Origin of the sequence: Turicibacter sanguinis, assembly GCF_013046825.1 — a bacterium.
GTDB classification, from domain to species: Bacteria; Bacillota_I; Bacilli_A; order MOL361; family Turicibacteraceae; genus Turicibacter; species Turicibacter sanguinis.
The window spans coordinates 1,441,021-1,454,985 of the sequence record NZ_CP053187.1; the positions used below are offsets into that span (position 1 = coordinate 1,441,021).

At 32.5% G+C, this 13,965-nt stretch carries 14 protein-coding genes; 10 read left to right on the top strand and 4 right to left on the bottom strand.

Features of this window, described 5'->3' with window-relative positions; translation table 11 throughout:
- Positions 1-2: 2 nt before the first annotated feature.
- From HLK68_RS07020 to HLK68_RS07030, 3 genes are read left to right on the top strand one after another with little or no spacing between them, the layout of a single operon-like run.
- Complete coding sequence (locus tag HLK68_RS07020; protein WP_132942553.1) at positions 3-1,418, top strand: MBOAT family O-acyltransferase; 1,416 nt, start codon at positions 3-5, stop codon at positions 1,416-1,418.
- Positions 1,419-1,430: 12 nt separating this feature from the next.
- Positions 1,431-2,558, top strand: coding sequence for a DHHW family protein (locus HLK68_RS07025; protein WP_230321562.1), 1,128 nt, complete (start codon positions 1,431-1,433; stop codon positions 2,556-2,558).
- A gap of 17 nt (positions 2,559-2,575) precedes the next feature.
- Positions 2,576-2,959 (top strand): hypothetical protein, encoded by a 384-nt coding sequence (locus HLK68_RS07030; protein ID WP_238672939.1) that lies wholly within the window; start codon positions 2,576-2,578, stop codon positions 2,957-2,959.
- Between the two features lie 31 nt (positions 2,960-2,990).
- Here the strand turns inward: HLK68_RS07030 and HLK68_RS07035 are convergent, their stop codons facing one another.
- The 3 genes from HLK68_RS07035 to HLK68_RS07045 all read right to left on the bottom strand — a co-directional run bounded on the left by HLK68_RS07035 (position 2,991) and on the right by HLK68_RS07045 (position 5,692).
- Positions 2,991-3,809, bottom strand: coding sequence for an ABC transporter permease (locus HLK68_RS07035; protein ID WP_006785209.1), 819 nt, complete (start codon positions 3,807-3,809; stop codon positions 2,991-2,993).
- Positions 3,793-4,551: an ABC transporter ATP-binding protein gene (locus HLK68_RS07040; RefSeq protein WP_006785210.1), complete on the bottom strand. Its 759-nt coding sequence runs from the start codon at positions 4,549-4,551 to the stop codon at positions 3,793-3,795. Before HLK68_RS07040 ends, HLK68_RS07035 begins: the two co-directional genes overlap by 17 nt.
- A gap of 115 nt (positions 4,552-4,666) precedes the next feature.
- The gene (locus HLK68_RS07045) at positions 4,667-5,692 is read right to left on the bottom strand and encodes an ABC transporter substrate-binding protein (RefSeq protein ID WP_006785211.1); all 1,026 of its coding nucleotides are present in this window, start codon (positions 5,690-5,692) and stop codon (positions 4,667-4,669) included.
- Between the two features lie 347 nt (positions 5,693-6,039).
- Here HLK68_RS07045 and HLK68_RS07050 point away from each other — a divergent pair, with 347 nt between their 5' ends.
- The 6 genes from HLK68_RS07050 (at position 6,040) to surE (ending at position 12,078) form a co-directional block, all read left to right on the top strand.
- A complete protein-coding gene (locus HLK68_RS07050) occupies positions 6,040-7,083 on the top strand; it encodes an ABC transporter ATP-binding protein (RefSeq protein ID WP_006785212.1) in 1,044 nt (347 codons plus the stop codon).
- A gap of 9 nt (positions 7,084-7,092) precedes the next feature.
- Positions 7,093-8,004 carry a carbohydrate ABC transporter permease gene (locus HLK68_RS07055; protein ID WP_006785213.1) on the top strand — a complete coding sequence of 304 codons (912 nt, stop codon included), beginning with the start codon at positions 7,093-7,095 and terminating at the stop codon, positions 8,002-8,004.
- A gap of 12 nt (positions 8,005-8,016) precedes the next feature.
- Entirely contained in the window at positions 8,017-8,859 is an 843-nt protein-coding gene (locus HLK68_RS07060) for a carbohydrate ABC transporter permease (RefSeq protein WP_006785214.1), read from the top strand.
- A 111-nt stretch (positions 8,860-8,970) separates the two neighbouring features.
- Positions 8,971-10,290, top strand: a complete 1,320-nt coding sequence (locus HLK68_RS07065) for an ABC transporter substrate-binding protein (RefSeq protein WP_006785215.1) — start codon at positions 8,971-8,973, stop codon at positions 10,288-10,290.
- Between the two features lie 117 nt (positions 10,291-10,407).
- Positions 10,408-11,349 (top strand): DHH family phosphoesterase, encoded by a 942-nt coding sequence (locus HLK68_RS07070; protein WP_006785216.1) that lies wholly within the window; start codon positions 10,408-10,410, stop codon positions 11,347-11,349.
- Between the two features lie 12 nt (positions 11,350-11,361).
- Positions 11,362-12,078, top strand: coding sequence for a 5'/3'-nucleotidase SurE (gene surE, locus HLK68_RS07075; RefSeq protein ID WP_006785217.1), 717 nt, complete (start codon positions 11,362-11,364; stop codon positions 12,076-12,078).
- A 38-nt stretch (positions 12,079-12,116) separates the two neighbouring features.
- Here surE and HLK68_RS07080 read toward each other — a convergent pair whose 3' ends face one another.
- On the bottom strand, positions 12,117-13,367 hold the full coding sequence (locus tag HLK68_RS07080; protein WP_006785218.1) for an HD domain-containing phosphohydrolase: 1,251 nt from the start codon (positions 13,365-13,367) through the stop codon (positions 12,117-12,119).
- Between the two features lie 158 nt (positions 13,368-13,525).
- On the opposite strand from HLK68_RS07080, the gene HLK68_RS07085 reads away from it, so the two are divergent.
- Positions 13,526-13,924 carry a GtrA family protein gene (locus HLK68_RS07085; protein WP_006785219.1) on the top strand — a complete coding sequence of 133 codons (399 nt, stop codon included), beginning with the start codon at positions 13,526-13,528 and terminating at the stop codon, positions 13,922-13,924.
- Positions 13,925-13,965 lie beyond the last annotated feature (41 nt).

The following is a 13,965-nucleotide window of genomic DNA, read 5'->3' on the forward strand; positions in this document are numbered from 1 at the left end:
GGATGGTTTTTAGTAGTCTTGTCTTTTTATTTGTTTTTTTACCAATTACGTTGTTGTTATATTTTATCGTTCCAAGACGTGTCCGTAATTTTATTTTACTACTAGTGAGCTTAGTTTTTTACGCATGGGGAGAACCTATTTATGTTGTTTTAATGATATTCTCAACCATTGTTGATTTTATTCATGGGTTACTTGTAGAAAAATATCAAGATCAACCTAAAAAGGCAAAGCGTGTGGTATTATCCTCAGTAATTATTAATTTAGGATTACTAACATTTTTTAAGTATTCGGGGTTTATCATTACAAATATTAATACGATTTTTGGAACAACTTTTTCAACTCCAGACATTGCTCTTCCAATTGGGATTTCATTCTATACGTTCCAAACAATGTCTTACACGATTGATATCTTTAGACGTGATGCTCGTGCACAACGGAATATCGTTGATTTAGGAGCTTATGTTGCAATGTTTCCACAACTTATTGCAGGACCCATTGTTCGTTACCGTACCGTGGCTGAACAATTAAATCATAGACAAGAAACAATCGAACGTTTTGCGGATGGAGTCAGACGATTTATTATTGGACTTGGGAAAAAAGTTTTATTAGCAAATAATATTGGTTTGCTTTGGGATAGCATTTCAACAACTGAAGTCACAAATTTAACAGTTTTATCTGCCTGGTTGGGGGTTATGGCCTTCGGACTTCAAATTTATTTCGACTTCAGTGGATATTCAGACATGGCTATTGGACTTGGTAAAATGCTTGGATTTGAATTGTTAGAAAACTTTAATTATCCATATATCTCACAAAGTATCACAGAGTTTTGGAGACGTTGGCATATCTCACTCGGTTCTTGGTTTAGAGATTATGTTTATATTCCACTTGGCGGGAATCGTAAAGGAAAGTATCGTACCTATTTAAATGTTTTTATTGTTTGGTTTTTAACAGGCCTTTGGCATGGGGCGAGTTGGAATTTCGTATTTTGGGGACTTTATTTTGGAAGCATTATTTCAATTGAGAAGGCCTTTTTAATGAAGTGGTTAAATAGAGGTCCAGCTTTTATTCGTCATTTCTATACCATCTTCTTATTATTAATCGGATGGGGATTATTCGCTTTTGATAATTTTGAACATTTATTGAATTACTTCAAAGTTATGTTTGGAATGCAAGGAGAAGGTCTTTATAATCAGATGACGTTGTTTTACTTAGCTTCTAATGCCATTACCCTCATTGTGTTAATTATCGCTTCTACGCCTTTAATGAAGCTAATTTATGGTTATGCCACACGCACGTCTAAATTCAAATGGCTTTTTGAACTAATCATTATGCCATTAATCTACTTTTCGATTTTATTTATTTCAACAGCTTACTTAGTTGATTCGTCTTATAATCCGTTCTTGTACTTTAGATTTTAGGAGGTGAGGATGATGGATAAAGTTAAGAATTTAGTTTATAGTTTGATGTTTTTAATTTTTATTTTTGGAATAAGTTTATGGAATATGATAACGCCAGATAAAAGTATTTCTGAAAGTGAAAATCGTCCTTTACAGCAATTTCCTAAGTTTACATGGGAAAGACTTGCATCAGGAAAATTTACGAGTGGATTTGATGAGTACATGACGGATCAATTTGTATTTAAGGATGATTGGGTAGGGGTAAAATCTGATGTCGAGCGTTTACTTTTAAAGGGGAAAAATAATGGAGTTTATTTTGGAAAACAAGGCTATTTACTAGAAGAATTTTTGACGCCTGGAAAATACTTTATAAGAAACTTAGATTCAATAAATGCCTTTCATAAAAAGTTGCCCTATTTGAATACAGAAGTCATGCTCATTCCAACGGCAGTTGAAATTTATAAAGAGTTATTGCCACTATATGCACCAACATATGATCAAAATCTGATGCTTAAACAAGCAAGTGCTACATTATCAGTTGATTTAATTGATGTGTATTCGGTTCTAGAAGCACATAAATCTGAATATATTTTCTATAAAACCGATCATCATTGGACGACACTTGGGGCTTTTTATGCTTATCAAAGTCTAATGGGTGCAATAGGTGAACAAGCTTATCATTTAGAGGATTTTAATATTAAACAAGTCAGTGATTCATTTTATGGAACATATTATTCAAAGGCAAATAACCACCATTTACAACCTGATTCAATGGATATCTTTATTCCAAAAACTGACGTGAGTTTTTCTGTGAGTTTGAATGGAGAAGAAGTTAGTTTAGATGGTTTATACGATTATAATTACCTTAATCAAAAAGATAAATACTCAATGTTTTTAGGAGGAAATCAGCCTTTAACCATTGTAAAAAGTAGTATAAATAACGGTAGAAAACTTGTTGTGTTTAAAGATTCATATGCTCACAGTTTAGTACCATTTTTAGCGTTACATTTTGAAGAAATTCACTTAATTGATTTAAGATATTTCAATATGAATCCATATGAATATATTAGAGATGAATCATTTGATCAGGCATTGTTTTTATATAATTTATCAACATTTGGATCAGAACCTAACTTAATAAAATTACAGTCTTATAACTAAGTGGGGGGGAACATTTAGTGAGAAAAATATATCTGTCATGTTTAAGTTGTTTAGTGGGATTCATGGGCTTAAGATATTATTTTGGGTTAACATCATTAAATGGACCATTTTTTAAGGGATATGGCTTAGTCTGTTTAATCATTGCAGTTTTATTACTGAGTTGCTATTTTAAAGATTTACCTCAAAAGTTAGTAAGGCGTCTAACAATAATTAATTTGATTGCTTTATTTGGCGTTCAATTAATCCCACTTTCAACATTTGTTTTTACTTTTGAATGGAATGTTGAACTCATCTTGCCAACGTTAATTGTATTATTTGAAGTAATGGGATTTTTTTATAGGGCATTAAAATCATTAATTAATTATGTTTCACTCAAAAGAACACGATTAAAAGTTAAATAAGGTGATTCTAGCACATAGAATCACCTTATTTTTATTTATTAGCTCCTTGGCGTTTTTTAAGTTTTTTTTCATAGTAGCCTAGAAGTTGATACATTAAAAGTGTACAGATTGCAAGGACTAAGATTCCCATCATAACAAGGCTTAAGTTAAATACTTGGCCACCATATACGATTAAATATCCAAGTCCAGCACGAGAAGCGATAAATTCCCCAACGATAACCCCGACCCAGACCATACCAATATTGATTTTTAACAGGTTAATCATATTACTTGTATTTGATGGTAAGACGAGTTTCGTTAAAATTTGAAACTTACTAGCTCCGAAACTTTTCATAAGTTTAATCTTATCCTCATCAACTGTTGAAAAATAGTTATAGGCAGATAAAATAGTGACAGCAATAGAGGTAATAATCGAGATGACGACAATCCCTTTTACTCCAGTTCCGACCCAAACGATTAAAATGGGAGCAAGAGCTGTTTTTGGCAAAGCATTTAGTACAACAAGAAATGGATCGAAAATTTTGGCAAGTTTTTCTGACCACCATAAGCAAATAGCAATAAATAATCCAGAGCAGGTCCCGATAATTAAACCAACAATTGTTTCATATAATGAAATACCAAGATGTTTGAAGATTTCTCCATTTGAAACATATTTGACGAGAATATTCCAAACAGCTGATGGTTTGCTAAATAAGAAATCATCAATAAATCCTAGTTGAGCGCCGACTTCCCAAAAAATTAGGAAAGCGACGAGTAGAAAAATTTGAAGAAAGTGAATATTGAATGCCTCTTTTTTACGATCTTTTAAGTATTTTTGATAGCCAGGAGTTCCATTAATTTGTTTCTTCATCATTTTGCAACTCCTTCCAGAATAAATCAAAGTAATCTTTAAACTCAGGAGCAGTTCGGGAGCTTAAAGGTGTTTTTTCATGATCAAGTGTCAAGTTGATCGGACGCATGCTTTTTATTGTCGTTGGACGATGACTTAAGACAGCAACATGGTCTGCTACTGAAATAGCTTCAGAGATGTCATGGGTTACTAAAATTGCTGTTTTATTTTCACTTTTAATAATTTTATAAATATCATCGGTAACGATTAATCTTGTTTGATAATCAAGTCCTGAAAAGGGTTCGTCTAGTAATAAAATATCAGGGTTTAATGCCAGTGTTCTAATTAGGGCAGCACGTTGCTTCATCCCACCAGAAAGCTCCCGAGGATAATTATTTCTAAAATCCCATAAATCATAAATTTGTAGTAATCGCTTAATTTCTTCCATTGCTTCATCTGTCAATTTGTTTTGAATTTCTAGGCCTAAGGTGATATTTTTCATAATAGTTCGCCACTCAAATAGATGATCCTTTTGAAACATATATCCGATTTTTTTGTTATAGGTATTAATCTCTCCACTTGTGGGTTCTAGTAAGCCAGAAATCATGTTTAAAATTGTAGATTTTCCACATCCTGAAGGTCCGAGTAAGACTAAAATTTCACCTTCTTCAACTGAAAAGGTGATATCATTTATAATATTTCGCTCTTCTTCAACTGAGTAAAAATCTTTATAAACATGGCTCACATCTAGAATTTTTGACATATAAGGTCACCTCCATTTTCTCATATGTCCTACTTTATAATATTAGGTAAAAGAATAAAGGGTACCTAATATCAAAAAAGATTTACTCCCTATTTTGATTAGGGAGTAAATCTTTTTATTTGATATTATTAATTGCATTTTCAGCATAGCTTGTATCGACGATTGTTTCATAAGGCGCACGATTATCAAGTTGTCCTGCTAATTCCATAACATCCATTAGGTTATTTAAGCTATCTTCTTTTAAAACAGGATCAGTTGCCCAGGCATCAATAGATTGATAACGTTCAACAACTGTTACTAAGTCCTCAATTTCCATATCAGGGAAAAATTGATGAATTGATTGTGCAATTTCTTCACTTGTATGTGTTGAAACCCATAACTGCGCTTTATAAATAGCATTTGTAAATGATTGGATGACATCACTATTTTCTTTTAAGTATGATTCGGTTGTTTGGTAGCAAGTATAAGGAATGTCACCACCTAGTTCACCAATTGATGCAACGATGTAACCTTTACCTTCTTTTTCCATAGTTGTTGCTAATGGTTCGAAAAGTGTTACATATTCAGCGTCAAGTCCTGTAAAAGCTCCTGCCATGGCATCAAATGAGATATCAGTACGCACATTAACTTCTGCTGTTTTATCGTCTGGACGAGCATCAAGACCTTGTGATTTTAAGACATATTCAAGTGTCATTTCAGGCACTCCACCTTTACGACCACCGATGACTTCAGTTCCTTTCATTTCATCAAAAGAAAAGTTTTCATGAGGATTTTTAGCCACTAAGAAACTACCATCACGTTGAGTGATTTGTGCAAAATTTATGGCAAGGTCTTTTCCACCTTCGTTGTAGACATAAATAGAAGCTTCAGGTCCCATAAATCCAATTTGCACATCGCCTGATAGTAAAGAGGCCATTGCTTTATCAGCACCTCCAGCATTAATTAATTCAACTTCTAATCCTTCTTCTTCTAGGAATCCTTCACTAATGGCAACGTAGTGTGGTGCATAAAAAACAGAGTGAGTTACCTCAGCAACTTTGATTTGAGTTAATTCATCAGATGACTTGTTACATCCAACTAATGTAGCTGTTGCAAGTGCCATCAATCCTAAAAACGAAGTAACACGTTTAATTGATTTCATATTAGCCCTCCTATTTGCCGAAATTTTAACTCTCGGTCTAATACATCATATTTTAACTTGGGCGAATGTGTGCACACGAAGTATTAAAAATTTTTTGAGTTAAGTAATAAAGTCTGCTTGATTGGGCATAATTGTAAGAGGAAAAAGAATAAAATAAAGTAATTTCGACAAGAATAGATAAAATTAATTAGAAATTAACATAAATTCCATTGACTTGTGATACTAAAATTCATTAGAATACTGTTTGGATGTTATTTTTCTAATAGAAATAGTAAATGAGAATTTTTACAAAGTATCCATATAAAAATAAGTCGCAAAACGGATGCATAATTTTGGAGGTTAGTTCGATGGAAGTAAGATTAGAGGGCATTACCAAAAGCTTTGGAGATTTTACGGCAGTTAACAATTTAAACGTAACAATTGAAGATGGAACACTTGCTGGTCTTTTAGGACCATCTGGATGTGGAAAATCTACAACACTTTATATGATTGCTGGATTAGAAAAACCAACAAGTGGTCGTATTTATTTCGGTGACGAAGATGTAACGGATTTACCACCAGAAAAACGTGGAATTGGATTAGTATTCCAAAACTATGCTTTATATCCACATATGACGGTACGCCAAAATATCATGTTCCCACTTGAAAATGCTAAAGTACCAAAAGCAGAAGCATTAAAAATTGCTCAAGAAATGGCTGATTTAGTTCAAATTGGACACTTAATGGATCGTAAACCTGGAGAATTATCAGGTGGTCAGCAACAACGTGTAGCAATCGCACGTGCTATTGCGAAAAAACCTCGCGTTTTATTATTAGATGAGCCGTTATCAAACTTAGATGCTCGTTTACGTTTAGAAACTCGTGAAGAAATTCGTCGTATTCAACAAGAAACTGGTATTACAACAATTTTCGTAACACACGATCAAGAAGAAGCAATGAGTATCACAGATGCAATTGTTTTAATGAAAGATGGAGTGTTACAACAAAAAGAAGCACCTCAAGAAATGTATCGTAAACCAGCTAATCAGTTCGTTGCCTCATTCATGGGAACACCACCAATGAGCTTTATGAATGGACGTATTGAAAATGGAAAAGTAATGGTTGGTGGATCTGTATTAGGAGATGCAACTGGTTTAAATAATACAGATGCAATTGTTGGAGTTCGTCCTGAGTCATGGCGCCTTGCACAAGAAAATGGTGTTGATGCAACAGTTGTTATGGTTGAAGTAATTGGACGTGACAAATTAATGACAGTAACAATCGATGGACAAAAAGTTCGCTGCTTAATTGATTCAGAAAATGAAGTTAATGTTTCAGATATCGTTAAATTAACGGTAAAACAACAAAATATTCATTTATTCGATGCAACGAACGGTCACCGTTTAGCGTAGGGGGCAACTATGAATAAAAAACTATCAAATGCTACCCGAACAACCATCAAACACAATTTTTTAGGTTATTTGTATTTATTACCAACATTAATCATTACAGCTGTTTTCGTAGTTTATCCATTAATTATGTCATTCCGTATGGGATTCTATGAAAAATATAATTATTATACAGATGAAGGAAGTGGATTCGGTTTAGCAACGTTTAAATTCGTCTTAACAGATCCTAATTTCCATCAAGCATTAAAAAATACATTTTTAATTGTAGTAATCGCGGTTCCGGTTTCAATGATTATTGCATTAGCAATTGCATTGTTATTAAATACTGGAATTAAGGCAAGTAAGTTTTTCCAAGCGATTTATTTCTTGCCATATGTAACATCAGTTATTGCCATTGGGATTGTATGGAGTTGGTTATTCCATAGTGACTTTGGATATATTAATCAGTTTTTAGGAATGTTTGGTGTTGATCCAATTCAATGGCTAAATGATCCAAAAATGGCAATTTGGGCATTAATCATCTTCAATATTTGGAGTGGACTAGCCTTTAAGATTGTTATTTTCTTATCAGGATTACAAAATATTGATCCACAATATTACAAGGCAGCGCAAATCGATGGAACACCTAAATGGAAAGTATTCTCTCGTATTACATTACCTTTATTATCGCCAACTGTATTTTTCTTAACAATGACTTCAGTCATCGGAAGTTTTAAGGTGTATAATGAAGTATTTGCGTTATTTGGTGGAAAGCCAGGACCTGCAAATAGTTGTATGACGGTTGTATACTACATTTATGATATGTTCTATGGTTCATCACAAGTACATAAAGCTGCAGCAGCTTCAATTATTTTATTCGTTATTATTTTAGCTGTAACGCTTGTACAAATGGTATTAAGTAAGAAGTTAGTTCATTACAAATAGGGAGTGTGCTCAATGGAAAGTAATACAAAAAAAGTTACCTCAACATGGGCTAAAGTATTGATTTACATTGCGTTATCACTTGGAGCAATTATCATGCTTTTCCCATTCATCTTCATGATTTTAACATCATTTAAAACATATTCAGAATCTATTGCTGTTCCACCAAAATTATTACCTGAAATTTTCCAATTTGAAAATTATAAAACAGCAATGGAAATGGCACCTTTTGATGTTTATTTTAAAAATACTGTTATTTCAGCAGTTGGAAATACAGTATTAACCATTTTCGTAACAATTTTTGCAGCATTTGCGTTTACACGTTATAAATTTTTCGGAAGTAACACAATTTTCACTTTATTATTAGCAACGATGATGGTTCCAGGTGAAATGTTAATTATCCAAAACTATCAAACTGTATCAGCATTAGGATGGATTGATTCATTCAAAGGATTAATTCTTCCATATATTGCGAATGTCTTCTATATCTTCTTATTAAGACAATACTTTATGCAAATTCCAGAACAATTATATAAAGCAGCAAAAATTGATGGATGTAGCGATTGGAAATACTTATGGAAAATCATTATTCCAAATACGATTAGTGCTGTCGCAACAATTGGTATTTTAAACTTTATCGCAAGCTGGAATGCATTCTTATGGCCATTATTAATTACAAATAAAGATAGTATGCGTGTTTTAACAATCGGGTTAACTCACTTTACAAATGAATCAGGATCACAAGTTCATTTACAAATGGCTGCTGCAACAATCATTATTGTTCCAGTTGTGATTATTTACTTATTCTTACAGAAATACATTATCAGTGGGGTAACTCGTGGAGGATTAAAAGGATAGTCCTTGTATACTAAATTATTATGAAGTAGGTATTAAATGGGGTATTAAAGGAGATAATCCTTTTATACATAGATAAATAACTCAATGAATTGTGAGTAGGAGGACTACAAAGTGAAAAAATTATTTACATCATTATCACTTTTAGCTGGTGTAACAACTTTAGTAGCTTGTTCAAGTGGGAAAGACACAGGAACAACTAATGAATCTACAGCTGAATTAGTGACTACAATTGAATCACCTGTAACAATCGAATTCTGGCATGCAATGTCAGGAACAAATCAAGAAGCAGTAGATGCATTAGTAGAGCAATTCAATACGACAGTTGGGGCTGAAAAAGGAATTACTGTAAAATCAGTTTATCAAGGTGCTTACAATGATTTAAAAACTAAAACAACAGCTGCTTTAAAATCTGGTTCAGCTCCAGCAATTTCACAAGCATATCCTGATTGGGTTGCAGAATATTTACAATCAGGTGCAGTTGTAGCATTAGATGATTATATTAATGATAAAGAAGTTGGAATTTCTGATTTTGATGATATTATTGAAGCTTATCGTGCAGAAAATAGCCAATATGAAGGTGGAAAATTCTATTCTTTACCTTTCAACAAATCAACAGAAGTTTTATACTATAACAAAACATTCTTCGAAGAAAATGGATTAGAAGTTCCAACAACTTGGGAAGAAGTTGAAGCTGTTTCAGCTAAAATTACTGAATTAACTGGTAAACCAGCATTCGGTCATGATTCATCACAAAACTACTTCATTACAATGGTTCAGCAATTTGGTGGAGAATATACAAATTCTAAAGGTGACATTTTATTCTCAGAAGATAATGCACAAGCAGCTATTGAAGCTTTAACATTAATGCAACGTAATACTGATGCTGGATACTGGCGTTTAGCTGGAGAAGATAAATACATGTCTGGTCCATTCATGAGTAATTTAGTTCAAATGTATATTGGTTCTTCTGCTGGTTATTCTCATATTGCTTCAGCTGAATTCGAAGTTGGGGTAGCACCAATTCCTCAAGTTTCTAAAGAAACTGAAGCTGTTATTCAACAAGGAACTAACGTTGTAGTATTTAACCAAAATAAAACTCCTGAAGAAGTTTATGCAGCATATGAATTTGCAAAATACTTATCTTCATATGAAGGAAATTTATACTTCGCAACTCATACTTCTTACTTACCAATCCGCCAATCAGTTATTGATTCAGCAGATTATCAAGCATATGTAACAGAGTCTAATGATCAAACGAAAATTGTAGGACCATCTCAAGATAGTGCTTTCTTCTATGATCCATCATTCTTCACTGATACATTCTCTTCTTACAATGTACGTACAGCAGTTGGTCAAGCTGTTGAGCAAGTTGTATTAAATGGAGTATCTCCTGAACAAGCAGTTCAAGATGCCTTAAATCAATTAAAATAATTTGATTATGAATAGAGGTAGAATTTCTACCTCTATTTTTTCTTTATAATTTGATAGAGTGTCATAATTTGACGTATAATTAAAGTAGGTAATCATTTTTATATTAGGAGGTTCAATATGTCAATTCAACAAGAGATTTTAAAGAAAATTGAAGAATTTGAAACAATTATTATTCACCGTCACGTCATTCCAGATGGAGATGCATATGGTTCATCATTTGGATTAGCTGAAATCATTCGTGAAAGTTTTGAGGGGAAGAAAGTTTACCTTGTAGGCGAGGAAGTAGCTTATTTAAATTACATTGGTCATACAGAAGAAATTGAAGATGAACTATATAACAATGCTTTAGTTATCATTACAGATACATCGAACGCAGCACGTATTTCAGATGAACGTTGGAAATTAGGTGCTTTCAAAATTAAAATCGATCATCATCCATTTAGCGATGAATATGCAGATATTGAGTGGATTGATACAAGTTATACATCAACTTGTGAAATGATTACAGATTTATTAGTTAAGAATAATTTAAAAACAAATGATAACGGTGCTCGTTGCTTATTCAATGGAATTGTATCAGATACAGGACGCTTCTTATTCCGTGGAGTAAGTGAGCAAACATTCCGTTATGCATCAGAATTATTAAAATATAATTTTGATATGGTAGAGTTATACTCAAAAATGTATACACAATCTAAAGAATTAGCACGTTTTAAAGGTTATGCGGTTTGTAACTTTGAAGAAACGGCTCATGGTGTTGGGTATTTAAAATTAACAGATGAATTATTACAATCTTTAAACGTAAATGAATTAGCAGCTTCAGCTAACGTTAATACGTTGGCAAACATTGAAGGAATTAAAATTTGGGCATTTTTTGTTGAAAATGCTGAAGGAAATGATATTCGCGTTAATTTACGTTCAAGTGGGGCAGCCGTTAATGAAATTGCTAAAAAATATGGCGGAGGTGGTCATGTGCAAGCAGCAGGTGCTCGTGTAATGGATTGGGAAACTGTTGATGCGATGATTGCTGACTTGGATGAATTAGCTCAAAATAACTAAGGAGATGATGTCATGAAAATTTTAATTACAAATGATGATGGAATAAAAGCGCCAGGAATTGCAGCCTTAGCTGAAATTGCATCAAAATTTGGTGATATTTATGTGATTGCTCCTCATCAAAATAATAGTGCAGTAGGACATGGAATTACAATGCGCCGTCCCTTAAAAGCTTATATTGAATCAATTCCTTATACCAAACTGGCTTATGGAATTGATGGGACACCAGCTGATTGCGTGAAATATGCCCTTGGTCATTTGAAGATTCAACCCGATTTGGTTTTATCAGGTATTAATGATGAACGTAATGTTGGGACTGATGTTTTATATTCAGGAACAGTATCGGGTGCGCTTGAAGCAAATCTTTGTGGATATCCTTCTATTGCTGTATCAACAACAGAGTCAAACTTTGAGGTAGTAAAAAAATATTTGCCTCAACTATTTGAAAAGCTATTTTCTCAAAAATTAGAATCAAATATTACATTTAATATTAATTTCCCTTCATTAACGGAACCTAAAGGAATTAAAGTTGCAAGTTTAGGAGTTACACGTTATGATGAAGTTTATGTTGAAGAAGATGGTGGCCATAAATTATCAGGTCCATTTATCGATATTGAACAATCTGAGGATACAGATGTAAAATCTATTCAAAAAGGTTATATTACTATTACTCCGTTAAAAATTAAGCTAGATGATGATGATAAAATAAAAGAATTACAAAAATTATTTTAATTTAATATAAAAAATCCTGAGATTTTTTCTCAGGATTTTTAACATGCTATTTTTTGTTTAAATAAAGCTTGATATTCTTTTTTTAAATCTGTATAGCGGTCCAGATAAGGTTTAGAATCAATACTTAATTCGTAAACTAAAGTATCGTAATGAGTAACGATAAATTCTACAATATCAGCATCAATTTTATAGTCACGTGCTAAGTTCTCTAAAATATTGATAATTTTCTCTTTTGGAAATTCTTGTTTATAGCTTCTCACGCCAAGGAGAGCACTCATAATATCAGCAATACTAATAATGCGAACCGGAATTGAAAGTTGATGATCTTTTAAACCAAAAGGATAACCGCTACCATCTAATTTCTCATGATGATAAGCTGCCATTTCAACGATATCTTTAGAACAGATACAATTTAAAATGTCATATGTAATCGTAACATGTTGTTTCATAATTTCCATCTCACTAGAAGTAAGTTTTGTTGGTTTTTCTAAAATTTCGATGGGAGTAGCGATTTTTCCAATATCATGCATCGTCGCTGCAAATGCAAGATTCGTTACCACTTCATCATCAAGTCCTAGTTTTATTGCGATAATCTTTGATAAACTAGTCACTGTTATAGTATGGATGAGCGTACTCTCACTTCTAAAATCAATCATATACATCATCATTCTAACGTATTCCATCGTTGTTTCTTTAGAGGGCTCGAAATGATTTAAAAAATGATATAATTCCTTTAAATATCGCCCATCTATTACTTTGCTTATTAATTCTTCTGATTGATTAACTTCTTTAAAATAGTCGAGAAGGGAAGAGTTTAGAGGAGAATGTAAAATCTTTTTCAAGGCTTCATCTGTGATATATGATTTACGATGAATAAATAATGATATCTTATCTAGGAGATTTAAGAGAATAGTCTCATCTTTATAAGGAAAATCTAGTTTTTCATATTCTATTATAGAATCGTGATGATGGAGGATAATATCTGATAAATGAGATAAAGGTGAAAAATATTTAATAAATAAAGAACCACAGATTGAATGCAGATGTGGATTTGGTGAAGTATTATAAAGAAATTCACTAAAATCTTTTGTTTTATAAGTACCAATATCATGGAATAAAGCAATGAGAGTAAGGTTAACGAGCTCTTCCTCAGTATATTTTCCTGTATGTTGAAGAGTTTTCCAGTAAAGAAAAGCTACTTGTTCACAGTGTCGGTCTAATCTAGTATCAATGTAGTTAAAACATTTTTGAAAAACTAACATAATGTCTTTAAATGTAAAGTTGTTCATCTGTATCCTCCGCGTCTATTCATGTAAATATTTTATCATAATTTGTATTTTAAATGTAAAAAAATGTATAGTATGCAGATAAGGGGATTTTTCTTTCTTTTCAAATTTAAAATTAACGTGTAAAATTATTATGAAATGATAAGCAGGAGGAAATTATAATGAAAACTGTATTAGATAAGTTACAACAAAATGAAAAGATTTTTCAATTTATTAAGTTTGTAATCGTTGGTGGTTTTGCAACAGTTATTCATTACGGAGTGTATTTAGCACTTGAATATGGAATTTCTGTAAATGCCAATATTGCCTTTACAATAGGATATATTATCAGCTTTATCTTTAACTACTTTGCTTCAACAGCCTTTACATTCAAAACAGAAGCAAGTGCATCAAATGGAATCAAATTTGCTGGCGCACATTTAATCAACTATTTTGTTCAAATGATCTTACTAAACATATTCCTTGCAATCGGAATCAACCAATCATTTGCACCAATTCTCGTATTCCCAATCGCCATGATCATCAACTTCTTCATGGTACGATTCGCACTTAAGAAGTAGGGACCCGGCTACGTAGTAAGCCTCAGGCGAGCTCGTAGCTA

What these genes read in the sequence shown, in the direction of transcription:
- HLK68_RS07040 (WP_006785210.1), bottom strand. Translation starts at nt 4,551, where the DNA reads ATGTCAAAAATTCTAGATGTGAGCCATGTTTATAAAGATTTTTACTCA.
- HLK68_RS07050 (WP_006785212.1), top strand. Translation starts at nt 6,040, where the DNA reads ATGGAAGTAAGATTAGAGGGCATTACCAAAAGCTTTGGAGATTTTACG.
- HLK68_RS07085 (WP_006785219.1), top strand. Translation starts at nt 13,526, where the DNA reads ATGAAAACTGTATTAGATAAGTTACAACAAAATGAAAAGATTTTTCAA.
- HLK68_RS07020 (WP_132942553.1), top strand. Translation starts at nt 3, where the DNA reads ATGGTTTTTAGTAGTCTTGTCTTTTTATTTGTTTTTTTACCAATTACG.
- surE (WP_006785217.1), top strand. Translation starts at nt 11,362, where the DNA reads ATGAAAATTTTAATTACAAATGATGATGGAATAAAAGCGCCAGGAATT.
- HLK68_RS07025 (WP_230321562.1), top strand. Translation starts at nt 1,431, where the DNA reads ATGGATAAAGTTAAGAATTTAGTTTATAGTTTGATGTTTTTAATTTTT.
- HLK68_RS07060 (WP_006785214.1), top strand. Translation starts at nt 8,017, where the DNA reads ATGGAAAGTAATACAAAAAAAGTTACCTCAACATGGGCTAAAGTATTG.
- HLK68_RS07055 (WP_006785213.1), top strand. Translation starts at nt 7,093, where the DNA reads ATGAATAAAAAACTATCAAATGCTACCCGAACAACCATCAAACACAAT.
- HLK68_RS07035 (WP_006785209.1), bottom strand. Translation starts at nt 3,809, where the DNA reads ATGAAGAAACAAATTAATGGAACTCCTGGCTATCAAAAATACTTAAAA.
- HLK68_RS07045 (WP_006785211.1), bottom strand. Translation starts at nt 5,692, where the DNA reads ATGAAATCAATTAAACGTGTTACTTCGTTTTTAGGATTGATGGCACTT.
- HLK68_RS07070 (WP_006785216.1), top strand. Translation starts at nt 10,408, where the DNA reads ATGTCAATTCAACAAGAGATTTTAAAGAAAATTGAAGAATTTGAAACA.
- HLK68_RS07080 (WP_006785218.1), bottom strand. Translation starts at nt 13,367, where the DNA reads ATGAACAACTTTACATTTAAAGACATTATGTTAGTTTTTCAAAAATGT.